General features: G+C 65.4%; 20 protein-coding genes. 10 read left to right on the top strand and 10 right to left on the bottom strand.

Annotation, left to right across the window (positions count from 1 at the left end; genetic code table 11):
- Nucleotides 1-21: 21 nt before the first annotated feature.
- The 8 genes from xylB to ACCQ00_RS09080 form a co-directional block, all read right to left on the bottom strand.
- Nucleotides 22-1,515 (bottom strand): xylulokinase, encoded by a 1,494-nt coding sequence (xylB, locus tag ACCQ00_RS09115; RefSeq protein WP_039570144.1) that lies wholly within the window; start codon nucleotides 1,513-1,515, stop codon nucleotides 22-24.
- Complete coding sequence (locus ACCQ00_RS09110) at nucleotides 1,512-3,896, bottom strand: glycoside hydrolase family 95 protein (RefSeq protein WP_372354112.1); 2,385 nt, start codon at nucleotides 3,894-3,896, stop codon at nucleotides 1,512-1,514. Before ACCQ00_RS09110 ends, xylB begins: the two co-directional genes overlap by 4 nt.
- Nucleotides 3,897-3,975: 79 nt before the next feature.
- A complete protein-coding gene (locus ACCQ00_RS09105; RefSeq protein WP_372354111.1) occupies nucleotides 3,976-6,879 on the bottom strand; it encodes a TIM-barrel domain-containing protein in 2,904 nt (967 codons plus the stop codon).
- Nucleotides 6,880-7,067: 188 nt separating this feature from the next.
- Complete coding sequence (galD, locus tag ACCQ00_RS09100; RefSeq protein ID WP_039570140.1) at nucleotides 7,068-8,810, bottom strand: GH35 family beta-galactosidase GalD; 1,743 nt, start codon at nucleotides 8,808-8,810, stop codon at nucleotides 7,068-7,070.
- Nucleotides 8,811-8,821: 11 nt separating this feature from the next.
- On the bottom strand, nucleotides 8,822-10,738 hold the full coding sequence (locus ACCQ00_RS09095) for a sialate O-acetylesterase (protein WP_039570138.1): 1,917 nt from the start codon (nucleotides 10,736-10,738) through the stop codon (nucleotides 8,822-8,824).
- 88 nt (nucleotides 10,739-10,826) lie between these two features.
- Complete coding sequence (locus tag ACCQ00_RS09090; RefSeq protein ID WP_039570136.1) at nucleotides 10,827-13,082, bottom strand: beta propeller repeat protein; 2,256 nt, start codon at nucleotides 13,080-13,082, stop codon at nucleotides 10,827-10,829.
- Between the two features lie 111 nt (nucleotides 13,083-13,193).
- On the bottom strand, nucleotides 13,194-16,232 hold the full coding sequence (locus ACCQ00_RS09085; RefSeq protein WP_372354110.1) for a TonB-dependent receptor: 3,039 nt from the start codon (nucleotides 16,230-16,232) through the stop codon (nucleotides 13,194-13,196).
- Nucleotides 16,233-16,487: 255 nt separating this feature from the next.
- Nucleotides 16,488-17,459, bottom strand: a complete 972-nt coding sequence (locus tag ACCQ00_RS09080; RefSeq protein WP_003481928.1) for a LysR family transcriptional regulator — start codon at nucleotides 17,457-17,459, stop codon at nucleotides 16,488-16,490.
- 415 nt (nucleotides 17,460-17,874) lie between these two features.
- Between ACCQ00_RS09080 and ACCQ00_RS09075 the strand changes: the two genes are divergently transcribed.
- The 5 genes from ACCQ00_RS09075 to fdxA all read left to right on the top strand — a co-directional run bounded on the left by ACCQ00_RS09075 (nucleotide 17,875) and on the right by fdxA (nucleotide 21,839).
- Nucleotides 17,875-18,507 (top strand): 2-dehydro-3-deoxy-6-phosphogalactonate aldolase, encoded by a 633-nt coding sequence (locus tag ACCQ00_RS09075; RefSeq protein WP_039570129.1) that lies wholly within the window; start codon nucleotides 17,875-17,877, stop codon nucleotides 18,505-18,507.
- A complete protein-coding gene (gene dgoD, locus ACCQ00_RS09070; protein WP_039570127.1) occupies nucleotides 18,504-19,652 on the top strand; it encodes a galactonate dehydratase in 1,149 nt (382 codons plus the stop codon). Before ACCQ00_RS09075 ends, dgoD begins: the two co-directional genes overlap by 4 nt.
- The gene (locus tag ACCQ00_RS09065; RefSeq protein WP_039570125.1) at nucleotides 19,646-20,557 is read left to right on the top strand and encodes an SMP-30/gluconolactonase/LRE family protein; all 912 of its coding nucleotides are present in this window, start codon (nucleotides 19,646-19,648) and stop codon (nucleotides 20,555-20,557) included. The genes dgoD and ACCQ00_RS09065 overlap by 7 nt, the downstream gene beginning before the upstream one ends.
- Nucleotides 20,554-21,432, top strand: coding sequence for a 2-dehydro-3-deoxygalactonokinase (locus tag ACCQ00_RS09060; RefSeq protein WP_039570123.1), 879 nt, complete (start codon nucleotides 20,554-20,556; stop codon nucleotides 21,430-21,432). Before ACCQ00_RS09065 ends, ACCQ00_RS09060 begins: the two co-directional genes overlap by 4 nt.
- 83 nt (nucleotides 21,433-21,515) lie before the next feature.
- Nucleotides 21,516-21,839, top strand: a complete 324-nt coding sequence (gene fdxA, locus ACCQ00_RS09055) for a ferredoxin FdxA (protein ID WP_003481917.1) — start codon at nucleotides 21,516-21,518, stop codon at nucleotides 21,837-21,839.
- A 131-nt stretch (nucleotides 21,840-21,970) separates the two neighbouring features.
- Here fdxA and ACCQ00_RS09050 read toward each other — a convergent pair whose 3' ends face one another.
- Together ACCQ00_RS09050 and dapA are read right to left on the bottom strand one after the other, a co-directional pair.
- A complete protein-coding gene (locus ACCQ00_RS09050; RefSeq protein ID WP_008574742.1) occupies nucleotides 21,971-22,489 on the bottom strand; it encodes a hypothetical protein in 519 nt (172 codons plus the stop codon).
- 16 nt (nucleotides 22,490-22,505) lie between these two features.
- Entirely contained in the window at nucleotides 22,506-23,414 is a 909-nt protein-coding gene (gene dapA, locus ACCQ00_RS09045) for a 4-hydroxy-tetrahydrodipicolinate synthase (RefSeq protein WP_039570148.1), read from the bottom strand.
- 93 nt (nucleotides 23,415-23,507) lie between these two features.
- Between dapA and ACCQ00_RS09040 the strand changes: the two genes are divergently transcribed.
- The 5 genes from ACCQ00_RS09040 to ACCQ00_RS09020 all read left to right on the top strand — a co-directional run bounded on the left by ACCQ00_RS09040 (nucleotide 23,508) and on the right by ACCQ00_RS09020 (nucleotide 26,978).
- Nucleotides 23,508-24,134 (top strand): glycine cleavage system transcriptional repressor, encoded by a 627-nt coding sequence (locus ACCQ00_RS09040; RefSeq protein ID WP_017155126.1) that lies wholly within the window; start codon nucleotides 23,508-23,510, stop codon nucleotides 24,132-24,134.
- A gap of 11 nt (nucleotides 24,135-24,145) precedes the next feature.
- Nucleotides 24,146-24,496 carry a ribonuclease E inhibitor RraB gene (locus tag ACCQ00_RS09035; RefSeq protein ID WP_003481909.1) on the top strand — a complete coding sequence of 117 codons (351 nt, stop codon included), beginning with the start codon at nucleotides 24,146-24,148 and terminating at the stop codon, nucleotides 24,494-24,496.
- Nucleotides 24,497-24,533: 37 nt separating this feature from the next.
- Nucleotides 24,534-25,016 carry a peroxiredoxin gene (locus ACCQ00_RS09030; RefSeq protein ID WP_039570121.1) on the top strand — a complete coding sequence of 161 codons (483 nt, stop codon included), beginning with the start codon at nucleotides 24,534-24,536 and terminating at the stop codon, nucleotides 25,014-25,016.
- An 82-nt stretch (nucleotides 25,017-25,098) separates the two neighbouring features.
- Nucleotides 25,099-26,496: a PhoH family protein gene (locus ACCQ00_RS09025; protein WP_017155124.1), complete on the top strand. Its 1,398-nt coding sequence runs from the start codon at nucleotides 25,099-25,101 to the stop codon at nucleotides 26,494-26,496.
- Nucleotides 26,496-26,978, top strand: coding sequence for a hypothetical protein (locus ACCQ00_RS09020; RefSeq protein WP_039570119.1), 483 nt, complete (start codon nucleotides 26,496-26,498; stop codon nucleotides 26,976-26,978). Before ACCQ00_RS09025 ends, ACCQ00_RS09020 begins: the two co-directional genes overlap by 1 nt.
- The last annotated feature ends 3 nt before the right edge of the window (nucleotides 26,979-26,981 follow it).

The following is a 26,981-nucleotide window of genomic DNA, read 5'->3' as shown; positions in this document are numbered from 1 at the left end:
GAGTTGTCGAAAAATTATCGATCAGCCGGCATAGAGCGGGCTGACGACATGCAGGTGCTTGAGGAAGGTCTGGTAGTGGTGCTGATACTGGGCCACGCGCTGCGGGTTGGGCTGTGCGGCAAGCGCATCGTCCACCTGCAGGTGTTCCAGCACCACATCGGCCAATGCGGCATCGCCGCCGTCGGCGCGCTCGCAGGCCCACAATGCCTGGAGCGCGGCACCGAACGCAGCGCCTTCGGGCTGGGTCGGCACGACGACCGACAGGTTGAAGATGTCGGCCACCATCTGCCGCCACTGTGCGCTCTTGCTGCCGCCGCCGGTGAGCAGGATGGTATCGAACTGCAACCCGGCAGCAACGAAGGCATCGAAGCCGTTGCGCAGGCTGTAGGTGGCACCTTCCATCGCGGCGCGATAGAAATGCGCGGCGGTGGTGTTGTGCAGATCCATGCCGAACAGGCAGCCGCGCGCGGCCGGCAGATCCGGGGTGCGCTCGCCGTTGAAGAATGGCAGCAGCACCAGGCCGTCGGCGCCCGGCGGCGTGTCGGCGATCATCGCTTCGGTCTGCTCGCGGGTGATGGAGAACATGCGCATCACCGCCTCGGTCGCGACGGTACAGTTCATCGTGCAGATCAAGGGCAACCAGCCGCCGCTGGAGGAGCAGAACGCAGCCCAGCGCGCCTCATCGTCCACCACCGGGTGATCGGCATAGGCGAACAAGGTGCCGCTGGTGCCCAGGCTCATGGTCAGGCGCCCTGGCACCACGTTGCCGGTGCCGATGGCGGCCATCATGTTGTCGCCGCCGCCGGTGGTGACGCGCACACCGGCGGGCAGATTCAATGCCCGGGCGGCGGCATCGGACAACGCGTAGACCGCGCCGGTCTCCACCAGCGGCGGCAACGCATCGCGCAGGTCGCGCTGGGCATCCACTGCGCTCAGCATGCGCTCGGACCACTGCCGCGTACGTACGTCCAGCCAGCCGGTACCGGAGGCATCGCCCACTTCGGCAAAGCGCTCGCCAGTGAGCCAGAAGTTGATGTAGTCGTGCGGCAGCATCACCGTGGTCATCGCGGCATACGCCTCGGGACGATGCTTGCGCGTCCACGGCAATTTGGAAGCGGTATAGCCGGCCATGATGGGGTTGCCCGCCGCGGCCACGCTGCCCGCGGCGCCGCCGACGGCGTCCATGATTTCGTCGCATTCCAGCGCGGTGCTGGTGTCGCACCACAGCTTGACCGGCGCGGTAACGCTGCCGTCGGCTGCCACCGGCACGAAGCCGTGTTGCTGGCCGGAGACGGAGATGCCGCGCACGCGCGCACGCTGTTCGCCATCGAGCTGCGCGAAGCAATGCACGATGCCGTCGATCCACCACTGCGCCTGTTGTTCGCGGGTGCCATCGTCGCGGCTGATCAGCTCCATGGGCGCGGCGATGGTGGCGACCACGGCGCGCTCCTGCGGATCGTAGGCCACCAGCTTGACGCTCTGCGTTCCCACATCCAGTCCTACGTACAAGCTCATTGCGTCACCAATCGGTTGTTGTTGAGTCCCACCTGCCGGGTGCGGCCTGCGCCCAGTTCCAGGTCCAGGGTCTGCCCTGCGTAGGACAGTTGATAGCGCCCGCCACGATCGCTGTGCAAGCGTGCCTGTTGCAAGCGACCGCCCTCCCATTCCAGATCCACGCTGGCGCCGCCACGCACGCGCAAACCGCGCACGCTGCCGCGCGACCAGGCCTTGGGCAAGGCAGGCAGCAGGAACACGCTACCGCCCCAGCTTTGCAGCAGCATCTCGGTGATGCCAGCGGTGCCGCCGAAGTTGCCATCGATCTGGAACGGCGGATGCGCGTCGAACAGGTTCGGGTAGGTGCGCTCGGGCGAAATCAGCAGTTGCAGGATGCGGTAGGCGTGCTCGCCGTCGGCCAGCCGTGCCCACAGATTCAGCCGCCAGCCAATGCCCCAGCCGGTGGCGTTGTCGCCACGGATTTCCAGCGAGCGGCGTGCGGCCGCAGCCAGTTCCGGGGTATCACGCAGATTGATCTGACTCGAAGGATGCAAGGCATACAGATGCGAGACATGGCGGTGGTGCATCTCCGGTGCCTGCATGTCCCAGTCCTGCTGCCATTCCTGCAACTGCCCCGCCTTGCCGATGCGGTTGGGCGGCAACTGCTTGCGCAAGTCGACCAATTGCTGGGCGAACTCCGCATCGATGCCGAGCAACGTGCTCATGGCGATGCATTGCGCGAACAAATCGCGCAACAGCTGCGCATCCATGGTCGGCCCGGCACATACCGCCGCGCCGAACGGGTGCTGGTTTTCCGGCGAGATCGAGGGGTTGGTGACCATCGCGCCGGTCTGCGGGTCGCGCACCAAGGTGGCAACGAAGAACTCCGCCGCGCCCTTGAACAACGGGTAGATCTTGCCCAGGTACGCGCGGTCGCGGCCGTAATCCCAGCGGTCCCACAGTTGCTGCAGCAGCCACACGCCGCCCATCGGCCACAGGCTCCACTGCGCACCGTCGATCGGGCCAGCCTGGCGCCACAGATCGGTATTGTTGTGCACCACCCAACCCGGCGCATCGTAGAGCGCCTTTGCGGTATGCGCGCCGGTCTGGGCGAGGTCGAACAGCATGGCTTCCAGCGGTTCGACGCATTCGTGCAATGCGCAGGCCTCGCTGGGCCAGTAGTTCATCTCGGTATTGATGTTGATGGTGTACTTGCTTTCCCACGGCGGCTGCATCAGGTCGTTCCAGATGCCCTGCAGGTTGGCCGGCTGGGTGCCGGGCCGCGAGCTGCAGATCAGCAGGTAGCGTCCGTATTGGTGATACAGCTCAGCCAATGCCGGATCATTGCCTTGCGCGAACCGCTGCACGCGTTCGTCGGTGGGCAGCTGCATGGCATCGCTGCTGCCGAGGTCGATCGCCACGCGCCGGAACAGGCGTTGGTGATCGGCCACATGTGCACGCAACAGCGCGGGAAAATCACGCTTGGCAGCCTTGCGCAGGCTTGCGGCAGTCAATGCGAGCGGATCGCCATCGACCGCATCGAAGCGTTGGTAACTGGTCGCGGCGCTGAGTAGCAACACCACTTCGTCGGCCGCCTCGATGCGTAGACGGTCGCGCACCTGGCTCAATTTGCCGCCGCGCACCTGCGGCAGCACCCGCAAGGCAAATCGCAGCTTGCCCTCGATGCCGGCGAAGCTGCCGTTGCGACCACTGAACAGCAAACCGCCCTGCTCGGCGGCGACCTCGCCGGTTTGCGGGCTGTCGATGCCCACACGCAACGAAATGCCGCCACGGCGGTCGCACGACAGCCGCACCACGATGCATTGTGCCTGCGCGCAGACGAATACCTCGCGCCGATGCACCGCACCGCCGGAGCGGAACGTGGTGGTGGCCACAGCCGTGTCCAGATCGAGCTGACGGCGATAGTCGCTGATGCCGTCGGCGCGATCGAAATCCAGCAGCAGATCGCCCAACGGTTGATACGGCATCTGCTTCAGCGGACGCGAGAGCAGCTTGGCATCGGCCAGTTGTTCGGCCTCTGCGTAGCGCCCGGCGAAGATCAGCGCACGCACCTGCGGCAACGCGGCCAGTGCCTCAGGGCTGGCGGAATCGTAGGGTCCGCCAGCGTAGAGCGTGTCCTCGTTGAGCTGCAGGCGCTCGTGGGCGATACCGCCCCACACCATCGCACCGAGTCGGCCATTGCCGACCGGCAAGGCTTCCACCCATTCATTGGCCGGCTCGCGATACCACAGCTGCAGGGCCTCTTCTGCCGCGACGGGCGGGGGCGCGGATTGTTTCGAAGCCTGCGCGGCCGGTGCAGCCGCCGGCATGGCGCCCAGGACCGCGATGGCGGCCCCGGTTGCCTTGCACAGCTCGCGACGGGTCAGCACGGCAACCGCCATGCTGCCTGGCCGGAACCGCGCGCGCCTGCCTTGCGGCGTTCCGGCATCTGGGTGCTCATCGACTGAAGACAGCCTGCGATCATCGACGACGCGCTTTGCCCGGCGCAATCTTGCGCTGCAACACGCTGACCGGCTTGCCGTCGTACTGGATGCTGGCGTCGGTCTTGGGCGCGAGCGCGCCGGCATCGTCGCGCGGACCGTCGACGAAGCGCACGTTGATGGTGCGCTTGGCCTGCATGCCGGTCCAGCTGCCTTCACGCTTGCCGATGCTCAGTTCGCCCTTGGCCTGGTTCCAGACCAGCGGGATGCGGCTGAACTCGCCCTTCTCGTAGCCGTAGCCTTTGCCATCGTCTTCATACAGCGAGAACTGGCCATCGGCGCCGGTGTAGACCACCACGGTGAGCGGTGCATCCGGCACCTGGTCGACGTATTCCTGCACCGGGCCGGTCGGCACGATGGAGCCGGCACGCACGAACAGCGGCATGCGTTCGATCGGCGCGGCCGCCTCGATGGTCTGGCCACCTTCGTAACGCTTGCCGGTGGCGAAATCCAGCCAGCTGCTGCCGGCCGGCAGGTACACCTGCCGCGAGGTGGCGCCGAAACGGGTCACCGGTGCGACCAGAAAGGCCGGCCCAAACAGGTACTGGTCGTTGATGTCGCGGACCTTCGCGTCATCCGGGAAGTCCATCATCATGCCGCGCATGATCACGCCATCGTGCTGGTAGGTGTCGCCGGCCAGGCTGTAGATGTACGGCAACAGCGCATAACGCAAACGGTTGTAGTAAGCCATGCTCTCGTAGAACGGCGTCCCTTCCGGTGCGATGTTCCAGATTTCGCGATACGGGAACTGGCCGTGCGAACGGAAGATCGGCACGAACGCACCGAACTGGAACCAGCGCGTATTGAGCTCGCGCCATTCCGGCAGGTGGGCCGGATCCTGGTCTTCGTAACGCTTCTCCACCGCAAAGCCGCCGATGTCGAAGGTCCAGTTGGGCAGGCCCGACAGCGCCATGTTCACGCCACCGGAGATCTGGTCGCGCATGTCGTCCCAGCGCGACACGATGTCCCCGCTCCACACCGCCACCGCATTGCGCTGGGTGCCGGCATAGCCCTTGCGCGAGAGGATGAACACGCGCTTGTCGTCGGCCGCACGGTCGCCCACGTACACGCCATGGGTGTGCGGCAACGGGTAGGAGTTGAAGTATTCGGTGGACGAGCCCAGCGCGTTCGGCGTGGTGCGTGCCTTGCGCTCGGCGATGTCCAGATTCGAATGCACGTCCGGCTCGTCGGCGTCCATCCACCAGGCATCGAAGCCCTTGCTGTTGAGCTTTTCGTTGACCTGGCGCCAGTAGATCGCCTGCGCCTTTTCCGAATACGGGTCGTAGAACGAGTTCTTGTAGCCCTTGCCGATCCAGTCCAGCTCACCGACCTCCACGTTGCGCTTGAACATGAAACCGGCAGCGTCCAGTTCCTTGTAGTTGGCGGTGGTGGGATAGAACTTGGGCCAGATCGAAATCATGATCTGCGCATGCATGTCGTGCACGGCCTTGACCATGCCGTCCGGGTCCGGGAAGTGCTGCTTGTCGAAATCGTGCGAGCCCCACGCATCTTCCGGCCAGTACGACCAGTCGAGCACGATGTTGTCCAGCGACAGCTTGCGCTTGCGGTATTCGGCCACCGCGCCCACCAGCTCGTCCTGGCTCTTGTAGCGTTCGCGGCTCTGCCAGAAGCCGTAGGCCCACTTGGGCAGCATCGTCGACTTGCCTGTCAGCTCGCGGTAACCGGCAACAGCTTGGTCGTACGAATCGGCCGAGACGAAGTAGTAGTCGATCATCTGGCCGGCTTCGGACCACAACGACAGGTCCTTGGCTTCGGCTGCCGGCAGCGGGTCGCGGTGCAGCAGTGCGATGTAGCTGGGGTCGATCAGGTCCCATTCGATCTTGACGGTGTGGCGCGTGCCCGGTTCCAGATCGAGCTTGAATTCGTGATTCCACGGGTTCCAGTTCTGGCGCCAGCGGTCGATCACCAGCTTGCCGTCCACATACAACTTGGCGTATTCGCTCGAATACAGCGAGAAGGTGTGTTCGCCACCGGTGAGCGCTTCGATCTCGCCCTCCCAGGTCACTTGCATGCGGCTGCTCTTGTCCTTGGTGATCGCTTTCTTCGGATACTTGGGCAGATCGCTCAGGTACTGATAGTTCACCTCGCTCTCGCGGCGTTCGAGGATTTGCTTGCCGTTGATCGCATAGCGTGCGGTCAGCGCGCCGGCCTTGCCCTTGGCGTCGTACAACTGCAGCGTTTTCGGCAGCGGCTGCAGGCCGCGCGGGTCGCCCAGGCGGGTGATCGAGTTGTTGTCCCACAGCAGGCCGTAGTTGCGGCTGGACACCAGGTACGGCACCGCCATGTCGATGTTGTTCTGCTGCAGCTCTACGTTGCGGCCTTTCTGGTTCATCCAGCCCTGCTGGTGCTGGCCGAAGCCGTACAGCGCTTCGTCATCGGGCGACTGGAAGCGCTGGCGCACGCTCAGGTACTGCTTGCCCTCGACCTTCAACGGCGCAAAGCTGCGCCCGCCGGCCACTTCCGACAGCACCGGCTTGCCGTTGGCATCGGCAAAGCTGACATGGCCATCGACGGTGGAGATGCTGGCAGTGACCTTGCCGGTCTTCAGCTGCACGCTGTCGCCCTGCTCGGACATCTGGAACGCGCTGTCGCCCTGCACCGGCACGCGCATCAGGCTGGGGCTGCGCGCGAAGTCGCCGTCCGGGTCCGCGCTGACGCGGATGATGCCGCTATCGACCACCTGCAGGCGCACCGGCGCAGCGCCCTTGGCGCTGGGCACCACGGTGACGCCATCGGCGGCCTTGCGCACTTCCTGCGCATGCGCGGCGTTGGCCAGCAGGGCCAGCGACAACGCCAGGCAACGGGCCAGCGGTGTACGCCGGTTGGCGGGCACGGTGCCGGCGGAACGGATGGTGGTTTGCATGATCACTCCCTTTGAATTGCGAAACAGGCTGCGGGGGCAGCGCTGCGTGGTCTTGATGATGATGTGGTCAACGCGTTGCAGGCAGTCGTCCGGTGGGCGTGGTAGCGGCAGGTGCAGCGGCGCACCCTGCCGCGTCGCTGGCATCCGCTGCGCCGGCATGACGTCGGCGCAGCGGGTGTCACCGGCCCTTACTTGAACGTGGCGAGCTTGATCTTGAGCAGCTGCGGCGCGCTGGAGAAGTTGACGCCGTAGTCGGTCTGGTCGCCATTCCAATTGCGCACGAACTTCCAGTCAGTGCCTTCATAGACGCCCTCTTCGACGCGGTCGTAAATCATGTTGGCGGTCGCTTCGCTGGCCGGGTGCAGGGTCACGCGCGCGTGGTAGCCGGTGACCAGGAACTCGTCCGGCCCCAGCTCTGCGATCAGCGCAGCGCCGATCGGTTCCGGGTTGCCCGGCGGCTCGCCCTTGAACCAGAACTGCGGCACACCGTAAGTGATGGTGGCGCTCCAGCGGTCGTTGAGCTTGAGCTCCTGCACGGCCTGGCCGGGTTCTTCGGCAGTGCCATGCAGCTTGCCTTCCGAGGCGGCCTTGGCGAACGGGCGCATGCCACGCTTGACCAGATCGAAGCCCAGCGCGAACGGCGCCAGGGTTTCTTCGTTGACGTGCTTGGCGCCCAACGGATAGTTGGAATAACGCGTGTAATCCATGCCGAACGCCGACCAGCCGATGCCGTCATGGCCCAGCGTCGGAAACAGGTAGCGCGCGTACTCGGGGCGGTTGCCGGTTTCGGCGACGAACAAGGCATTGTCCGGGCGTGCGTAACGTTCCAGCACCGTGGTGTACATGCGGTATTCGGGCATGTAGATGTCCGGCGCCAGCAGGTCGATATGCGGTCCGGCCGCCTTCCATACATCCAGCACGTTGTCGGTGGGGCCACCGCTGGCGTACTGGCCGGGCTGGCCCGGATTGAACGGGCCACGCAGCGCGGCGTTGACGTACATCGGCAACGGATAGGCCGCCTTGCCGGCTTCGGTCACCTGGTCGATGTAGCGGCCGATCGACCAGGCATGGAAGAACTCATCGGCATCGGCACCGAACACCTGTGTCCAGGTGCCCGGCTGCTTGTTCATGCGCTTGAGCAATTGCTCCGGCACCGGGCCGTCGAACAGCTTCTGCGCCATCGGCGAGAAGTCGCGCACGCTGCCGTAGGTGCCCGCCTCGTTCTCCGGCTGGATCATGATCACGGTGTGCTGCGGGTCCACCTTTTTCAGGTGCTGCATGAAGGCGACGAATGCCTTGCGGTCGGCATCCAGCGTGGCCTGCGCATGCGGCGACAGCGAACCGATCGACTTGCCTTCACGCGTCACCACACGCGGGAAGCGCTGGTTGTCGGTCTTGACCCAATGCGGCGCGTACTGCGGGCCGTTGTTCTTCCAGGTCGCAAACCACAGCAGCACCAGGCGCACCTTGTGTTCGCGCGCCTGGGTGAGCAGCGTATCGACAAAGGAAAAATCGAACTTGCCTTCTTCCGGCTCCACCTGTTCCCAGGCGATCGGCACCTGCACGGTGTTGGGGCCCAGCACCTGCATGGCCGGCCACACCTTGTCCATGATGCCGGGGTAGTTGCTGGAGTTGTTGACCTGCGCGCCCAGGATCAGGAACGGCGCACCGTCGACCATCAACGCATGCTTGCCGTCCTTGCTGACGAATTGCGGCATCGGGGTCTGTGCAGCCGGCGCCTGCGCATTGGCCGGCGTTGCCGCAGCGGTGCTTGCAGCAGGGGTGGTTGCGGCAGGTTTGCCGGCATCGCCGTTGTCGCCAGATTGGCAGGCAGCCAGGGCCAGCGTCAGCGCGGACAGCAGCAGCGGACGCAGGCAACGCCGTGCGTTGGAATGGGAAATGGCACGTGCAACGGGGGAATGCATGGACATAAGGCTCCGTGTCACCAGGTATCGGTGCGGAAGGGGGAAACAGGAAGGGCGTCGCGATTGATCAGATTGGCGTCGTCCGGGTTCTCGCTCCAGCCGTAGCGCACGGCGACCGGTGCGGCGACCGCATCGCTGCGCACGATCACGCGATCGCCCTCGATCTGCGCGGTGGCCGGGTGGAAGCGTTGATCGGCACCGGCAATACGAAAGCCCTGCACGGCACCACCGCCACGCACCTGCAGCGCACTGCCCTGCAAGTCGAAGCTCAGCACCGCCTTGCCGTCGTCAAAGCGCGCGTGCTCGAACACCGGCGCGCTATACACCAACGTTTCGCCATAGGCCACATGCCGCGCTGCCAGCGCCAGGCGATGACCGACATCGCGCTTGTTGGTGGGATGGATATCGGTGGGATTGCCGATGTCGATGATCACCGCCTGCCCGGTTGCCGGCAGCGCCAGCGTCTTGGACTGCGATTCGCGCAACAGCGCCCACGGACTCAGCTCGCCCGCGTCGCCACCGGCCTTGAAGTTGGCCAGCTGCACCCACAGGAACGGCAGCGCCTTGTCGCCGCGCTCGGCACGCCATTGCTGGATCATCGCCGCGAACTGCTCGCGGTATTTCACCGCGCCGGTATCGGTGGCATTGGTTTCGCCCTGGTACCAGATCACGCCCTTGACCGGGAACGGCTGCAGCGGATGGATCATCTGGTTGTACAGCAGCGTGGGCAGCTGATTCTTGTTGTCGGCCAACGACACCCGCACCGCGGCCGGGCGGAATTTCCAACCGCCCAGCGCACGCCTGGCACCGGTGCTGGTCTGCACGAAGCGCTGCTCATCCGGGCCATGCATGCCGCCACCGCCGCTGAGGTCTTCCACGCGGACCGCAATGTGGTTGACGCCGGCCTTGAGCGCCGCAGCCGGCACCGGATACACGCGTGGCAGGTTCCATTGCTTTTCGGTGCTGCCGACCTGCTGGCCGTTGACGTAGGTGGTATCCGAATCGTCGATCTGGCCCACGCCCAAGGTGATGCCGGCCTTGGCCTCGGCAGCGCTGAGCGTCATGGTGGTGCGATACCAGGCGATGCCGTCCATGCCGTCGTAGCCGCTGGATTCCCATTGCTTGGTGACCGGGATGCTGTCCCAATCGCTGTCGTCGAACGCCGCTTGGCGCCATTGCGGCATCTCGCCCTCCACCTTGGGCCAGCGCGCGATGCGCTTGCCGGTGGCGGCCTGCGCTGCGGCGTCGCGTTGCTTGATCGCCTCGATCGCGCCCTGGTTCTGATCGGCACTCAGGCCCAATGACGCAGCGTCCATCCACGCTTCGATCGCGCTGCCACCCCAGGTGCTGTTGACGATGCCGATCGGCACGCCGGTGCTGGCGCGCAGCTCCTTGGCGAAGAAATAGCCAACCGCGGTGAACTCACCAGCGCTTGCAGCCGTTGCGGCCTTCCACTCGCCACCGGTCAGGCGCGCCTGCGGCTGCACCGACCACGACTTGGGCACCTTGAAATGCCGCAGCTGCGCATCGTTGGCCGCGGCCACCGCTTGCGGGCCGTCGCTGGCCTGGGCCAACGGCCATTCCATGTTCGATTGCCCGCTGGCCAGCCACACATCGCCAACCAGCACATCGCGCACCTGCAGCTCGCCCCCGTCGCCCTGCACACGCAACACGTAGGGGCCACCGGCTGCGTGCGCAGGCAGCTTGACCTTCCATTGCCCTGTTGCGTCGGCCTTGGCGGAGGCGCGCTTGCCGTCGAAGCTGACCGTGATCGCGGCATTGGGCGAAGACCAGCCCCACACCGGCATCGGCTGATCGCGCTGCAGCACCGCGCCATCGGCAAACAGCAGCGGCAGCGTCGGCACCGCCCAGGCGCACGGACTTGCCAGCACCAGGCCCAGCAAGCAGCCACGACGAACGAAAGAAGCGGTCATGCAGTGATCTCCAAAGTCGGCGCAGCCAGGCGGCGCACAGCGCCGTACACGGTAAGACAGCGCGATGACACGCGCAGCGACGCGACGCTCATCGTGGATCGCCATAGAAGATGCCACGGCCACCGGTGGCAAAGTACACGCGGCCGGCAATACGCGGGTCGCCGGTCACGCTATACGGCTTGCCGAAGCGATGGGCATCGTCGTTGATACGTCGCCAATGCGCGCCCTCGTCGTCGGAGCGGAACATGCCATCCACGCCGGCTACGCGTCCGGCCAGATACAGGGCTGGCGGCGCGCCGGCACGCAGCGCCTTGCCGATGCCCAACGAGCGCGCTTCGTCGGGTCTGGAAAGCGTGCGCAACTGGCCGTTTCGCCAGCGCATCACGCCCAGCGTCGGGCTGGCCAGATACACCACACCCGCACGCCAGGGGTCGGGCCGCAGCTGCGGGCGCGCACGTTCATCGCGGGCCGGGCTGCCGACCTGCTGCCCGGTATCGCGAAAGCTGGCCGCGCCATCGCGGCTCTCGTACAGCCGCCCACTCAACCGATCGGCCGCGTACCAGCGCTGTGCATCGACGCGATCGGCCACCACGACCGCGGTGTCGGGCAAGCCCTGCACGCGTTGCCAGTGCTTGCCGACATCGCCGGTGCGCCATACCCCGCCCTGCTCCGGTGCCCACACCACCTGGGCTGCATCGGCGGCGATGGCAATGGTGCCGGCCCCCTGCCCGCGCGGTGGTTCGCTGGCGAACGCGCTCCAGTGCGTGCCACCGTCCTGCGAATACAGCGCGCGGATCTCGTTGTTGCGGCGATCGCGCACGGTGCCGCTGCGCACCACCCACTGCGGCGCCTGGCCGGCGGCATCGATACTCTCGCCGTTGGTCAGGCGCGGGCCCAGATACTGCAATTGTGCGGTGTCCAACGCGTCATGCCGGAAGCCATCGATATCGCCCAGCGCACTGAGCAGATGCGCGCCGGCCATCGGGCTGAGCAGATCCAGCGGCACGGTTTCTTCCAGCCCTCGGTCCTGGAACCACCACTGCAACGGCTGCTGCGTTGAAAACGTCTGCAGATTGCGCGAGGCCCAGATGCCATAGCCGGTGACGAACAAGGCGTGGTTGCTGTCGAACGGATCGATCGCCAGCGCGCCTATCCAGTGCGGTGTTGCGTGCGCGGTCCACGGCGCGGCACTGTGATCGAACTGCGCACCGGCCAACAGCGGCGCCCAGCTACGCCCGCCATCGCTGCTGCGAAATATCTCATCGCGCGGCGTGCGGCGGCGGAACGTGCTGGCTAGCAGCACCTGCGGATGCTGCGGATCCACCGCCACCGCGCCCCAGCCGAAGCCATCGCCGCTGGCGGGTTGCGGGATCGGGCTGATCTCGTGCCAGCGGCCTTGTGCCGCATCGTAGTTCCATAGCGCGCCACCGGCCATCAGGTCCGGGCCGGGGTGATCGCCATAACTCACATACCACTGCCCAGCGTTGCCTCCGACCATGTGGTTGGGGCGCAGCCCTTTGGGTTGCCCGGCCACGGGCGACCAGGTGCGCCCCGCATCTTCGGAGACGTACAGGCTGGTCTGCGCAGTGGAAACGCCCACATAGATGCGGGGTGTCGCAGCGCCGGTCCGGCCGCTGGCGGCATCGAAGACCACGAAGGCGATGCCCACGGCCTGTTCGCTTCCCACATGGTTGCGCGCGGTGGCGCCTGCCAATGCATCGGTCGGAAACGTCTCCACCCGCGCCCAGTGCGCGCCACGATCGTCACTGCGCCACAGGCCTGCATCCCGCGAACCCAGCAACAGCACACGGCCGTCGTGCGGGTCCACCGCCAGCCGCTCGCCGTTGGCGCGGCCCAATTGATTGCCACCGAGCTTGAACGGCAACTCGGCGCGTTCGAAATGCTTACCGCGATCGAACGAACGCAACACCGCCGCATTGCCGGCGCGTTCGTGCATGTAGGTGCCGGCAGCCAGATACAGCGCGTCCGGGTCGGCAGGATCGACCGCGAAGGCGTCGATTCCCATCAGGTTCCAGTCGTCGGCCCCCAACCAATCGGTCAGCGCAACCCACTGCTGCGCCTGCGCGTCCCAGCGATAGGCACCACCGACATCGGTGCGTGCATAGGCGAGATCGCGTTCGGCGGGATGAAACAGCACCCCGGTGACGAAGCCGCCCCCGCCGATGGCCACGCTGTGCCACTGATACGGTTCTGGCGTGCCGGGCTCGTCCGCAGCGACGCTGGACGTCATGAACAGCACCACCAGCGCCAGGCAGACCGCAGTCAGCCACGCACGTGCTGCAGAAAAACGGCGCTTAGTAGGCGGATCGATCACGGCGATCATTCCTCCGGCTCCCCTCGCGATCGATGGCCTGGCCATCGATAGGAAAAACACCGGCCCAACGAGCTGCCTGCACAGCTCGCCGGACCGGCGACGCACTTCCTACGGCGCGTTCTACAGGCTGGCCCGCAAGGTCAGGCCATACCGACGATCGTTGATCACGAAATCGCGGTAGCGCGACTCGACACCCAGGTAGCTCTCGCGGCGGGTATCGAGCAGATTCACGCCATCGAGCGAAATCGACCACACATCATTGATGTTGAAACGCAGCGAGGCATCCAGCTGGCCGAAGCCCTTGTTGTAGACCGGCAGGTTGCCGGTGCCGTTGCCCGCGGTGGTCACCAGCCAGTCGCTGCGCCAGTTGTAGGCCACACGGCCCTGGAAGCGCGACGTTTCGTAGCTGAGGATCGCGTTGTAGCTGTTCTTGGACAGGCCCTCCAGCGGCACCGTCAGCGACTGGCCGTTGGTGTCGGTGGCCGTGGGGCTCGGCGCCTCGCTGTCGACGTAGGTGTAGTTGGTCTGCAGGCCGAAGCCGCTCAACCAGCCCGGCAGGAAGTCGAAGAACTGCGTGTAACCCAGCTCCGCGCCGCGGATCTTGCCCGAATCGCCATTGACCGGCCGGGTGATCTGCCACACCTGGCCGTCGTAGACCTCGTTGAAGACGGCATTGGCGATGAAGCCTTCCACCTTCTTGTAGAACACGGTGCCGTACATCATCGAGCCCTGGCCGAAGTACCACTCCAGCGCGGTGTCGAACTGGTCGGCCTTGACCGCTTCCAGGCTCGGGTTACCTGCGGTGCCGGTGAAGGTCGAAGCGCCGTTGGAGGTGCCGGTGCTCAGGCTCAGGTTCGGGTTGAGCTTGTCGAAGGTCGGGCGCGAAATACCGCGCGAGGCGGCAAACCGCCACTGCATCGGCTGCAGGTTCGGATTGCCGGCAGTACCGGTCCATCTGGACACCGTGCCGTTGGATTCGGTGTTTGCCGCGAGCAGCAGGTACGGCTGCAATTGCGTGTAGTCCGGGCGCGCCATCGCCTTGGACGCGGCGATACGCCACTGCAGCGCGTCGGAGAACTTGAAGCGCATGTTGAAGCTCGGCAGCACGTTGGTGTAGCTGCCCTTGGCGTTGTTGGCGAAGTACTGCCCGGTGTATTGCTCGCGCAGCTCCTCCGAACCCGCGCTTCCCGACAGGTCGGGGAACTGGCCGTAGCCATTGGCCTCGGTCTTGGTCTGCACGATGCGCACGCCGATATTGCCGTCTACCGGCACGCCCAGCGCTTCGTCGTTGCCGAAGTACATCACTGCGTAGGCGGCCTGGGTGCGTTCGAACTGGCGATTGATGTCCTGCAGCTGGTACTTGTCCGGCGCCCAGCCCGAGCCGCGCAGCGCCACGATCTGCTCGATCATCTTCGAGGTACCGGCGTAGTCCTTGACTGCGGCGTCGCTCGGAAAATACAGGCTGTTGGGCACATCGATCTTGCCGCGGAACAGATTGGAATACGAATACAGCTGCGAGGTGCCGGTCATGTAGGTGGCCAGATCGGCCAGTCCGGTCCCATTGGCGGTTCCGGGAATCTGCGCCCAGTTGTCGCTGATCACCCCCCAGTTGTAGCCGGAGTTCTTGTTGATCTGGGTGCGATCGGTGGCACGGATGCCGGCCCGGAAGGTCCGCAGCCAGGAACTGTCGTCGAATGCATACTCCAGGTCGAAGCGCGTGGCCAGCTCGCGGCCGCGATTCTTCGCCAAATGGTCCATCGCCGCACTCCAGAAATAATTGGAGGGGTTGCTGGTGTAGGTCGTGTCGGCAATCGCGACCGATGGATATTTGCCGCTCAGGTCGAAGGTCAGGCCCGGCAGGTAGATCGAATCGAACAGGGTGAAATCCAGCGAATCGCTTTCCGAGCGCACCAGCTGCATATCGCCGCGCACGGTGAGGTTGCTGGTGAGCTTGTGGGTAAAGCCACCGGACAAATCCGAGGTGGTCGTGCTCTGCTGTGCGTAGCGGTTGTTGGTGTAGAAGCGCACGCCATCGTTGCCGGTGACGTTGCCGCGCCAGGAACTGGAGGCCGGCGAGCCGCTGACGAAGCGGCCGTCGGCATCGTAGGTGAATTGCGTGCCGGGCGCCGGACCAATCGCGTTGGTGTCGTCGTTGAAGAACGCTGCGCGCTCCTGCCAGTTCATGTCGTAACTGGAACGCATGTACTGCACGTAGATTTCGGTGTCGTCGCTCGGCCGCCACTGGAACGCGCCGGCCACGCCATTGCGCTTGCGCTCGAAATCGAGCTGCCGCCAGTTGACGCCGCCGGGCACGTAGACCTTGTCGAAGCTGGTGCCTTCCAGCAGCGCCGCGTCGGTGCGACGCACGAACGGCTCGACCTGGATGCCATCGCTGCGGGTGGCCAGTTCCGAATGCGCCACATCCACCATCAAGCCCATCTCGCCGAGGCTGGTGTTCCAGCGATCGCTGAAGAGAAACGAACCCGATGGTTTGTAGGTCTTGCTGAAATCGCCGCAGTTCACGTCGGCGGTCGCACCGATGACCCGGCCCGGCTGGTCGAACGGCATCCGCGTGCGCAGGTTGACCGTGCCGCCCAGGCCGCCTTCGATGATCTCGGCCGACGGGTTCTTGTAGACGTCCACGCCCGCCATCAGTTCGGCTGGCACATCCTCAAAGCTCAGACCGCGGCCACTGGCGGCGCTGAAGCTGTCGCGGCCATTGAGCTCGCCGCGCACCTGGGTCATGCCGCGAATCATCACGCCGCTGCCTTCGGCCGAGAAGTGGTCCGGATCGTTACGCGCCATGAAGTGATCGATGGTCACGCCGCTCACCCGTTGCAGGGTTTCGGTGACGCTGCGGTCAGGCAGCGCACCGATGTCCTCGGCACTGACCGAATCGACGATCTGTTCGGCATCGTGCTTGATCGACTGCGACTTGATCAGGCTGGCGCGCACACCGCGCACTTCCACCGCGTCCAGGTCGGTGGCCTTGCTTGCGTTGCTCGAGGAGGCATTCTGGGACGACTGCGCCTGCTGCGCGTAGACCGGCGCAGCGAGCAAGAGCCCGATACTGACGGCCATGGCGGAACGGCGCAACGAAGGCAGACGACGGGCAAGCACGCCCGTGCCTGCCGAGGCATGGCTGGAACACTGGTACATCTGAATCCCTCCCAGGACGCAAGACGATTGAATCGGGTTGTCGCCGCGCAGACGCGCGGCGTGATCACGCAAAAAAATGGGCGATGTCGCCCGTCAATTCCCTCCAGCAAGCGGCTTGGCCGCCGATCGCGTACCCGACGTTACGTGCGCTTCAGCGTGCGATCTGGTTCACACGTATAGGCGCACAGCGCAGCGCCAGCCAATGAAAATTTCACAGGCTGCTATTCCGCTGCGGAATAGCAATGGACGCACCGGTCAGGCAAGGGAGTCCGGCACGCGTAGCGCGGGGTACAGACGTCGCGCAGTGGTGCGCAACGCCTGCAGAATGCGCTCGGCACCAGGCGGCAGGACGTAATCGCGGCGACGGATGATGCCGAACGATTCCATCCGCACGCCCAGTTCAATGGGCAGCACGGTGAGCAATTTCGCCTGGATCAACGGCGCCACCGATTCCACCGGCAGGGCGGTCAGCATGTCGGTGCCGCGCAGCAGGGTCGAGGTGACTGGCAGCGACGAGGTTTCGATGGCATTGGTCGGCGTCTGCACGCCGTGCTCCATGAACATCGAATCCAGGCGCGCGCGCAATACGCTGTCGGCGGGCGGCAAGATCCAGCCATGCCGTACCAGGTCCGCATGCTGCAGGCCGGCGCGGCTGGCCAGCGGGTGCCCGGCACGCGCGATCACCGAATGCGGCTCGTCGGCCAGCGGTTCGAACTCCAGCTCGCCCACACCTTCCGGCCCCAGGATGCGCCCGATCACGATGTCCAGTTGCCCGTCCAGCAACTTGGCCACCAGCGGACGGCTGTAGTCCATTTCCACACGCACCAGGATGTCCGGAAACTCCCGCTTGACCTCGGCGATGGCCTGCGGCACCAGATTGGTACCCGGATTGACCACCGTGCCGATCGAAGCCTGGCCCATGCGCCCGGCGCGTAGCGCGGCGATTTCTTCCTGCGCCCGCCCGATCTCCGACATCGCCGCACGCGCGCGCCGGATCAGCACGTGGCCATACCAGGTGGGTTCCACGCCACGGGCATGCCGCTCGAACAGTTTCACCCCCAGCATGTCTTCCATTTCTGCCAGCAATTTGGACGCGGCCGGTTGCGTCATGCTGGCGGCCTCAGCCGCGCGCAGCACCGAGCGCTGTTCGTGCAAATGCAGCAGTAGCAAGAGCTGGCGCGTCTTGAGGCGGGCTGCGTTGAACCAGGGAGTACCGGAATTTGCCATAGCGTGCGGTTGCGGCCGTGTATTCGTCGGAGGAATAGAATATGCCGAAAATTTCATTTGCAGCACATATCTCCCCGCGCGAGGCTATCGAACGCCGCAGCAGGAGCCCCTACCTCCCGGGCGCGGTGAGAACAGACGTGACCTGCCCTTCCCAGGGTGGCAACACGCACGCCCTACACGCGGAGGTGGACGACGATGACGGCATCATGCCCGCCGATTGCAGGCCGTAGGACGGCGCATGCGTGTACAGGCGGCACTCCCCCACCGCCGGAATCCATCGCCTTCGTCGTCACGCGTTCTCCTGCGATGGTGCGCGTCGGCCGTCATGCCACGACCCGCCGTCGCGCAGCCTCCCCCGACATCGCCAGCCACCGGGCCGCCAACCGCCGCTTTCCGCTCTATCGCGAGTAACCGCATGACTTCAGATACCACCGCCAGCCCGTTCGTCCTGCCCCTGGTCGCCATCCTGCGCGGCATCACGCCGGAGGAGACGCTCGACCATGTCGGCGCACTGATCGACGCCGGCTTCGATGCGATCGAAATCCCGCTCAACTCGCCGTGCTGGGAGCAGAGCATCGCGCTGGCGCAACGGACCTATGGCGAGCGCGCCTGGATCGGTGCCGGCACCGTGTTGCGCAACGAAGATGTCGACACCCTGGCCGAGATCGGCGCGCGCTTCATCGTCACCCCCAACACGCGGCCGTCGCTGATCCGTCATGCGGTATCGCGCGGTCTGACCGTGGTGGCGGGTTTCGCCACCGCCAGCGAGGCGTTCGACGCCATCGACGCCGGCGCCACCATCCTCAAGCTGTTCCCGGCAGCGACCTATGGCGCGGCGCATGTGCGCGCGCTGCGCTCGGTGCTGCCCACGCACATCCCGGTCTACGTGGTGGGCGGCGTCAGCACGCAGACCCTGGCCGGCTTCATGGCCCAGGGCGCGGCCGGTGCCGGCATCGGTGGCGAACTGTACAAACCAGCGCAATCCCTCCAAACAACCCAAACCCACGCACGCGCCTTCGTGCAGGCCTACCAGGAACTGCAAGGATGAAGATCACCCGCCTCACCACCTACCACGCCGCGCCACGCTGGCTGTTCCTCAAGGTCGAGACCGACGAGGGCATCACCGGGTGGGGAGAGCCGGTCATCGAAGGACGCGCACGTTCGGTGGAGGCCGCCGTGCACGAACTGGCCGGCTATGTGGTCGGCAAGGATCCGGCGCGCATCAACGACCTGTGGCAAACCCTGTACCGCGCCGGCTTTTATCGTGGCGGCGCGATCCTGATGAGCGCCATCGCCGGCATCGACCAGGCGTTATGGGACATCAAGGGCAAGACGCTGGGCGTGCCGGTGTACGAGCTGCTGGGCGGGCTGGTGCGCGATCGCATGAAGACCTACCGCTGGGTCGGCGGCGACCGCCCGGGCGCCATCATCCAGCAGATCACCGACTACCGCGCGCTGGGCTTTGACACCTTCAAGTTCAACGGTACCGAAGAAATGAAGCTGATCGACAGCGCGCGCGCCGTCGATGCGGCGGTGGTCAAGGTGGCCGAAATCCGCGAAGCCTTCGGCAACAGCATCGACTTCGGCATCGACTTCCACGGCCGTGTCGGCGCGCCGATGGCCAAGGCGCTACTGCGCGAGCTGGAGCCGTTCAAGCCGCTGTTCGTCGAAGAGCCGGTACTGGCCGAACAGGCCGAGTATTACCCGCGCCTGGCCTCAAGTACCTCCATTCCGCTCGCCGCCGGCGAGCGCATGTTCTCGCGCTTCGAATTCAAGAATGTGCTGTGCGCCGGCGGCATCGGCATGGTGCAACCGGACCTGTCGCATGCCGGCGGCATCACCGAATGCGTCAAGATCGCCGCGATGGCCGAAGCCTACGATGTGGGCTTCGCACCGCATTGCCCGCTCGGCCCGATCGCACTCGCCGCGTGTCTGCACGTGGACTTCGTTTCGCACAACGCCGTGCTGCAGGAACAGAGCATCGGCATCCACTACAACGAAGGCGCGGACCTGCTCGACTACGTCATCAACAAAGACGATTTTCACTGCGTGGATGGCAGCATTGCGGCCCTGCCCAAACCCGGGCTCGGTGTGGAGATCGACGAAGACATGCTCAAGCGCGCAAACGAAAATCCGCCCGACTGGCGCAACCCGGTGTGGCGCCACAGCGATGGCAGCATCGCCGAATGGTGAGCACGCCCGAACACACCGCCGTGCTGGCGGTCGACAGCCGCTGCACGCATGGCGAAGGCGTGTTGTGGTGCGAGCAGCGCCAGGCGCTTTACTGGGTCGACATCAGCGAAAAACGCCTGTGGCGGCACCACCCGGCCAGCGCGCAGACGCGCTACTGGACGCTGCCCGACCGCCCCGGCTGCATCGGCCTGATGGACGACGGCCGCGTGCTTGTCGCACTGGCCAAGGCAATCGGCATTGTCGATCCGGACACCATCGAAGCAGACGCGCTGCCCTTCGAAAAACTGGCCGACGTGGAAGCGGACAACCCGCTCACGCGCAGCAACGATGGTCGCGTCGACCGGCATGGCAATCTGGTGTTCGGCACCATGGACGAGCACGACAGCAAGGCCGCACGCGGTGCGTTCTACCAATTTTCGCTGAAGCACGGCTTGCGTGCCCTGCCGTTGCCGGGCGTTTCGATCCCCAATTCGATCTGCTTCAGCCTCGACGGCCGCACCATGTATTACTGCGATTCGGTGCGCCCGCAGATCCTGTGCTGCGATTACGACCCGCAGACGGCACAAACCAGCAACACGCGTGTGTTCACCACCCTCGATCGCGATGACGCCGAGCCGGACGGCTCGGTCATCGACAGCGAAGGCCACCTGTGGAATGCGCAATGGCGTGCGTCGCGGGTGGTGCGTTATCGCCCCGACGGCAGCGTGGAGCGCATCGTGCAGCTGCCGATCAAGCATCCTACCTGCAGCGCCTTCGGCGGCGCGGCACTGGATCGCCTGCACGTGATCAGCTCGCGCCTGGACCATAGCGCCGATGAGCTGGCCCGCATGCCCGAGGCCGGCAGCCTGTTCGTCTGCGATCTGGCCATCGCCGGCCTGCCCGAAAACCGGGTAGCGGGCGCGTGATCGCCATCGACTGGGGCACCAGCAGCCTGCGCGGCTATCTGCTCGATGCCGACGGCACGGTCCGTGAACAGCGCCGCGGTAGCGACGGCATCCTGGCCTGCCAGGGCCGCTTCGACGATGTGCTGGCTGGCCTGATCGACGGCTGGGACGGCCCGCTGCTGCTCTCGGGCATGATCGGCAGCCGCAATGGCTGGGTCGAGCAACCTTACCTGCCCTGCCCGGCCGACACCGCCGCGCTCGCCCGGGCGATGCGCTGCTACGACGGCTTGTTGCCGGACCGCGCGCTGTGGTTCGTGCCCGGCGTCAGCAGCGGGGAACAGGCCGGCGTGCCCGATGTGATGCGTGGCGAAGAAACCCAACTGGTCGGGCTGATCGCCGCACTCGGCGACGGCGCGCATGTCGCCTGCCTGCCTGGCACGCACAGCAAATGGGCGCGGATCGACAACGGTCAGCTGACAGGCTTTGCGACGGTCATGACCGGCGAGTTGTACGCTGTGCTGCGTCAGCACAGCATCCTCGGCAAGCTGATGGACGACGATCATGCCGGGCTGGACGCTGACGCGTTCCTGCAAGGTGTCGACCGCAGCAACGACCCCGGCGGCCTCAGCCACCACCTGTTCGGCACCCGCACGCTCGGCCTGTTCGAACGCCTGTCCTCCGCGGCGCTGCCGTCCTACCTCTCGGGCGTGCTAATCGGCCACGAACTGCGCGAGCACCGCGGCGGTCACGCCATCGTGCACCTGGTCGGCAGCCCTTCCTTGGCGCAACGCTACGCGTTGGCGCTGCAGCATCTGGGCATCGAAAGCCGGCAGCATCCGGAAGATCTGGCCGCGGCCGGGTTGTTCGCGCTGGCCAGGCAACGCGGACTGGCCTGACAGCCCGGCACCAAAAACGCCGACAACTCCACACCCATCACGCGACTGCTTTAGAATTGGAAGGCTAAACGCTGGATTCCGCCATGCCTTTTGTTGTCACCGAAAACTGCATCAAGTGCAAATACACCGACTGCGTCGAGGTTTGTCCGGTGGATTGCTTCCACGTCGGCCCGAACTTCCTGGTCATCGACCCGGACGAGTGCATCGACTGCACCCTGTGCGAGCCGGAATGCCCGGCCAACGCGATCTATCCCGAAGACGATGTGCCGGCCGGCCAGGAGGCCTTCGTGGCACTCAACGCCGAACTCGCCAAGGCCTGGCCCGTGCTGACGGTGCGCCAGGAGCCGGCGCCGGATGCTGCCGAATGGGATGGCAAGCCTAACAAGTTGCCGCTGCTGCAGCGCTGAGTTACGCGACCGGGCGCGGCCCGGAGCCACACCGCTGCACGCACCTGGCAGTGCAGTTGCCATCGACTCCGCACAAACGCAAAACGGGCGCCCAGGGCGCCCGTTTTGCTATCCATCAAACCGAACCGGCCTCAGCCGCCCAGCTTGCTCTTCAGCGAGGAGATCACCGCCACCGGCGCGGCCGCCGTGGCCGGCATGCCACGCGGGTCCACTGCCGACACATAGCTGCCCGCGTCGACCTTGACCACGCGCACCAGGAAGCTGGAACCCTCGTAGCTCACGTCATAGGAACCGAGCATCTGCGCCTTGCTGGCAATGGTCAGGCCCGGGATATCGGCCAGTGCCGCGCCCACCTTGGCAAACACCTCGTCGCGCTCGCCCGGCACGGTGAAACCGCTGTTGGCGCTCGCCGACGGCGGCGTGTTGCTGTTCTGCTGCGTGGTGGAGGCCAGGGTCGGCACCTTCATCGCACCGGAGGTGTCGGGCAGGTTCAGATCCGGCGGCACTTCCAGCGGGCGGGCTTCCGGTGCCAGCGCATAGTCGCCGCGCGCGCCCTTGTGAAACCAGCTGCAACCGCTCGTGGCGGCGACGGTGGCGGTCGCCAGCAACGCGAGCGACAGCACGCGGACGGGGGAAACGGAATGACGCATCGATAGATCTCCTGGGTCAGGCCGCGAGCATTTCGCGGCTGGAAAGTGCTTCCAACGCAATGGCGTCGGCGGCAAGGCGGTCGGCGGCAGGCTGGTGCGCCGCAGAAAGAGGCAGCAGCGGCAAGCGCAGGCCGTGACCGATCCCGGCGCGCTGCAGCAGCGCCTTGACCGGGATGGGATTGGATTCGATGCCGCAGAAGCTGTGGTATTCGCTCAGCCGCGTGTCCCAGGCAGTGGCAGCATCGCGCTGGCCGTCGCGGGCCAGATCGCACAGGCGCCGGTACGCCGCCGGCAAGGCGTTGGAGGCCACCGAGATCAGCCCGGCAGCGCCGGACAACATCGCGTGCGCCGCGCTGCCATCGTCGCCGCTGAGCACTGCAAAACTGTCGCTGCGCAGCGCCACCAGCGCGGCGACGCGCTCGGGTTCGCTAAGCGCTTCCTTGATGGCGACGATGTTCGGATGACCCACCAGCTCGGCCACCGTCTCCGGCAACAAGTCGCAACCAGTACGGCCCGGCACGTTGTACAGCACCACCGGCAGGCCGCCTTCGTTGGCCACCGCCAGAAAGTGCGCCTTCAACCCGGCCTGGGTCGGACGCACGTACGGCGGCGTCACCACCAGCGCGTACTGCGCGCCCAGCGCCGCAGCGCGACGGGTTTGCGCAATGGTCTTTGCCGTCCCGGACAAGCCGGTGCCGGCCAGCACCGGCACACGGCCGGCCACCTGTGCCACAGCCGCGCGCAGCAGCGTGTCGTATTCGTCGTCGCTCAATGCCGCCGCTTCGCCGGTGGAGCCGGCAACCACGATTCCCTGCACGCCACCGTGCAACTGCTGCTCCAGCAGCCGCCGCCAGGCATCCAGGTCGAGTGCGCCATCGGGACCGAAGGGGGTCGCCAGCGCGGTGATGATGCCGGAAAGGGACAAGATTCTGCTGCTCTTACGTGACAGGAAAAGGCCCGCGCGCACGCGGGTTGCGACCGCCTGCATGTTACTTGCGGCGCGAAACCACGGGCAAGTATGCTGGTCGCCGCCAGGGCGCCTGCCCGGGCGGCCATTCAGCCTGATGCAATGCCGGAAGCCCCTTTGACCGACTCTACACCCCGGCCTTCGCCGACCGAAAATCACCTCCTGATCAACGCCTACACGACGCATCCGGAGTCCCCCCTGTTGCCCGTCACTCGCCGCATCGCCGACAGCGGCTGCAATCTCGTGGATGCCCGTCTGGCCACGGTGGGGCGCGACGTCTCGGTCACCGCACTGGCCACCGGCTCCTGGGATTCGGTCGCCAAGCTCGAAGCCATGCTGACCCGGCTCGAACGCGAAGAAGGACTGAAACTGGTGTGGTACCGCACCGGCCCCAAGCAGACCCAGTCCAACCTGCTGCCCTACATCGTCGAAGTGATCGCCGCCGACAAGCCGGGCATCCTGTTCCAGCTGGCCGATTTCTTCGACCGCCAGGGCATCACCATCGAAAACCTGCAGAGCACGCGCTACCGCGCCATGCAGACCGGCGCGGAGATGTTTTCGGCGCAGGTGACGATCGGCGTGCCGGCCAACATGCACATCGCCGCATTGCGCGATGATTTCCTGGAATTCTGTGATCACCTCAATCTCGACGCGATCATGGATCCGATGAAGTTCTAAGGCACCCATCAATGGCCATCGCGATCTCTGCGCTAAAACAGATGTTCGACCACATCCGCTCCGAGACCGATTGGAATCTCGACGGCCCGCTGCGCTGGGAATACTTCTTCGCCGATCCTGCGCAGGAGCCGCTGCAGAAGCTCGCCGAGCAACTGACCCAGGACGGCTATCGCGTCATCGACATCTTCCTCGGCGAACGCGACGAAGACGATGGCGATGACGAAGAGTCGTACTTCCTGCATGTGGACAAGAAGGAACACCACACCATCGAGTCGCTGAATCAGCGCAATGCGCAGTTCGACGCACTTGCCAAACGCTTCCATGTGGCTGCTTATGATGGGATGGACGTCGGCCCGGCATGACCGCGCCGTACGCCCCTCCACTTTGGGCTGAGCAACGATGACCGACGCTGTGCTGGAATTACCCGCTGCAACCTTCGATCTGCCGCTGGCGCTGTCCGGCGGCACCCAGACCACCCTGCGCGAGCATGCCGGCAAATGGCTGGTGCTGTACTTCTACCCGAAGGACAGCACGCCCGGCTGCACCACCGAAGGCCTGGACTTCAACGCGCTGCTGCCGCAGTTCAAAAAGGCCGGCGCGGTGGTGTTGGGCGTTTCGCGCGATTCGGTGAAGTCGCACGACAACTTCTGCGCCAAGCAAGGCTTCACCTTCCCGTTGATCAGCGACAGCGATGAAGCGCTATGCCGCGCCTTCGACGTGATCAAGGAAAAGAACATGTACGGCAAGCAGGTGCTCGGCATCGAGCGCAGCACCTTCCTGCTCTCGCCCGAGGGGCGCATCGTGCAGCAATGGCGCAAGGTCAAGGTGGCCGGCCATGCCGAGGCCGTGCTGGCCGCGTTGAAGGCGCACGCCAAACAGTGACACCCCTCGCTTCCCGCGTCCTCCATCACCCTGCCCCGGCAGGCGTGTTGGCTCGCCCCTGCTCCATCACTTGGAAGACCCAATGACCCGAGGCAAGCGCATCTACGTGCTGGACACCAACGTGCTGATGCACGATCCCACCGCGCTGTTCAAGTTCGAGGAACACGATGTGTTCCTGCCGATGCAGGTGATCGAGGAGCTCGACAATGCCAAGAAGGGCACCTCCGAAGTCAGCCGCAATGCACGCCAGGTCAGCCGGTTCCTGGACGAATTGCTGGAAAACACCAACGCCGAGCAGATCCAGGCCGGCATCCTGCTCAGCCATCCGCAGGGCATCCAGCTCAAGGGCCAGGCCGCGATCGGCCGGCTGTTTTTCCAGATCAAGCCGATCGATCCGGGCCGCACCTTCGGCGAAATGCTGCCGGACAACAAGATCCTGGCCTCGGTGCTGGCGCTGCGCGAAGAAAACCCGGATGTGCCGGTCATCCTGGTGTCCAAGGACATCAACCTGCGTATCAAGGCCTATATCAGCGGCCTGGTCGCCGAGGACTATCAGAACGACCGTGCGCTGGACGATTTCAGCCTGCTGTTCACCGGCGCCATCGAGCTGCCGGAAGACTTCTGGCAGAAGCACAACGAAGATCTGCGCAGCTGGAACGAGCGCGGCCGCACCCATTACGAAATCGTCCTGGCCGAGGATGAAGACTGGTATCCGAACCAATACCTGTACCTGCCCGGCGAAGATGAAGTGGAGCTGCGCGTGGCCAAGGTGGGCGGCGGCAAGGCCACCTTGTGCCTGGTCGACGATTTCCGCAGCGGGCCGCATGCGGTCTGGGGCATCGTGGCACGCAACCGCGAGCAGAATTTCGCGCTCAACGCGCTGATGGACCCGGAAATCGACTTCGTGACCCTGCTCGGCACCGCCGGCACCGGCAAGACCCTGCTCGCACTGGCTGCCGGCCTGGCGCAGACCATGGACCAGCAGCGTTACCGGGAAATCATCATGACCCGCGCCACCGTCAGCGTGGGCGAAGACATCGGCTTCCTGCCCGGCACGGAAGAAGAAAAGATGACCCCGTGGATGGGCGCACTGACCGACAATCTGGAAGTGCTCACGCACAACCAGGAAGGCGGCTCGTGGGGCCGTGCGGCCACCAACGACCTGCTTGCCAGTCGCATCAAGATCCGCTCGATGAACTTCATGCGCGGCCGCACCTTCCTGTCGCGCTACCTGATCCTGGACGAGGCGCAGAACCTCACGCCCAAGCAGATGAAGACGCTGATCACCCGTGCCGGCCCCGGCACCAAGATCGTGTGCCTGGGCAACGTCGAACAGATCGACACCCCCTACCTCACCGAAACCACGTCGGGGCTGACCTACGCGGTGGATCGCTTCAAGGCCTGGCCGCATAGCGCGCATATCACGCTGCGTCGCGGCGAGCGCTCGCGTCTGGCCGACTTCGCGTCGGAGGTGTTGTGATGCGCGCATATCGCGGCGCGTTGGCGCTCGCGGTGATCGCGCTGGCCGGCTGCGCCAGCACGCAGGGGCCAGCCAGCGTGCCGACCAATCTCAAGAATGGCCAGTCCTGGATCATCACCCGGCAGAGCGTGGCCGAGCAGGTGTTGCAGACCTGCTCGCGCGACAGCCCGGCGCGGCATCCCGGCCAGATCAGCGGCTATTGGGCGCCGAGCCATCAGCAAATCGAACAGCTCGAAGCGCGGCAGGATGCGTTGACGCCCACCATTGCCGAGCCGCGCGAGTTCGACCGCCAATACGTGGGTGTGGTGATCCAGGGCCAGCAGTTGATCTACATCAACGCCTTCAAGCTCCCCAACGACCCGCCGGTGAAACCGGCGAGGGAAGCGATCCAGGTCTGCGACGGCGGCAGCACGTTCTGGGGCGCGCTGTACGACCCGCAGACCGGCGCGTTCTCGCAGATTGCAATCAACGGTAGCCCCTGACCC

This window comes from Xanthomonas sp. NCPPB 3761, assembly GCF_041475705.2.
In the GTDB taxonomy this organism is placed as follows: Bacteria; Pseudomonadota; Gammaproteobacteria; order Xanthomonadales; family Xanthomonadaceae; genus Xanthomonas; species Xanthomonas phaseoli.
This window is presented reverse-complemented; position numbering and strand designations above follow the sequence as displayed.

What these genes read in the sequence shown, in the direction of transcription:
- xylB (WP_039570144.1), bottom strand. Translation starts at nt 1,515, where the DNA reads ATGAGCTTGTACGTAGGACTGGATGTGGGAACGCAGAGCGTCAAGCTG.
- ACCQ00_RS09110 (WP_372354112.1), bottom strand. Translation starts at nt 3,896, where the DNA reads ATGGCGGTTGCCGTGCTGACCCGTCGCGAGCTGTGCAAGGCAACCGGG.
- ACCQ00_RS09105 (WP_372354111.1), bottom strand. Translation starts at nt 6,879, where the DNA reads ATGCAAACCACCATCCGTTCCGCCGGCACCGTGCCCGCCAACCGGCGT.
- galD (WP_039570140.1), bottom strand. Translation starts at nt 8,810, where the DNA reads ATGTCCATGCATTCCCCCGTTGCACGTGCCATTTCCCATTCCAACGCA.
- ACCQ00_RS09095 (WP_039570138.1), bottom strand. Translation starts at nt 10,738, where the DNA reads ATGACCGCTTCTTTCGTTCGTCGTGGCTGCTTGCTGGGCCTGGTGCTG.
- ACCQ00_RS09090 (WP_039570136.1), bottom strand. Translation starts at nt 13,082, where the DNA reads ATGATCGCCGTGATCGATCCGCCTACTAAGCGCCGTTTTTCTGCAGCA.
- ACCQ00_RS09085 (WP_372354110.1), bottom strand. Translation starts at nt 16,232, where the DNA reads ATGTACCAGTGTTCCAGCCATGCCTCGGCAGGCACGGGCGTGCTTGCC.
- ACCQ00_RS09080 (WP_003481928.1), bottom strand. Translation starts at nt 17,459, where the DNA reads ATGGCAAATTCCGGTACTCCCTGGTTCAACGCAGCCCGCCTCAAGACG.
- ACCQ00_RS09075 (WP_039570129.1), top strand. Translation starts at nt 17,875, where the DNA reads ATGACTTCAGATACCACCGCCAGCCCGTTCGTCCTGCCCCTGGTCGCC.
- dgoD (WP_039570127.1), top strand. Translation starts at nt 18,504, where the DNA reads ATGAAGATCACCCGCCTCACCACCTACCACGCCGCGCCACGCTGGCTG.
- ACCQ00_RS09065 (WP_039570125.1), top strand. Translation starts at nt 19,646, where the DNA reads ATGGTGAGCACGCCCGAACACACCGCCGTGCTGGCGGTCGACAGCCGC.
- fdxA (WP_003481917.1), top strand. Translation starts at nt 21,516, where the DNA reads ATGCCTTTTGTTGTCACCGAAAACTGCATCAAGTGCAAATACACCGAC.
- ACCQ00_RS09050 (WP_008574742.1), bottom strand. Translation starts at nt 22,489, where the DNA reads ATGCGTCATTCCGTTTCCCCCGTCCGCGTGCTGTCGCTCGCGTTGCTG.
- ACCQ00_RS09040 (WP_017155126.1), top strand. Translation starts at nt 23,508, where the DNA reads ATGCTGGTCGCCGCCAGGGCGCCTGCCCGGGCGGCCATTCAGCCTGAT.
- ACCQ00_RS09035 (WP_003481909.1), top strand. Translation starts at nt 24,146, where the DNA reads ATGGCCATCGCGATCTCTGCGCTAAAACAGATGTTCGACCACATCCGC.
- ACCQ00_RS09030 (WP_039570121.1), top strand. Translation starts at nt 24,534, where the DNA reads ATGACCGACGCTGTGCTGGAATTACCCGCTGCAACCTTCGATCTGCCG.
- ACCQ00_RS09025 (WP_017155124.1), top strand. Translation starts at nt 25,099, where the DNA reads ATGACCCGAGGCAAGCGCATCTACGTGCTGGACACCAACGTGCTGATG.
- ACCQ00_RS09020 (WP_039570119.1), top strand. Translation starts at nt 26,496, where the DNA reads ATGCGCGCATATCGCGGCGCGTTGGCGCTCGCGGTGATCGCGCTGGCC.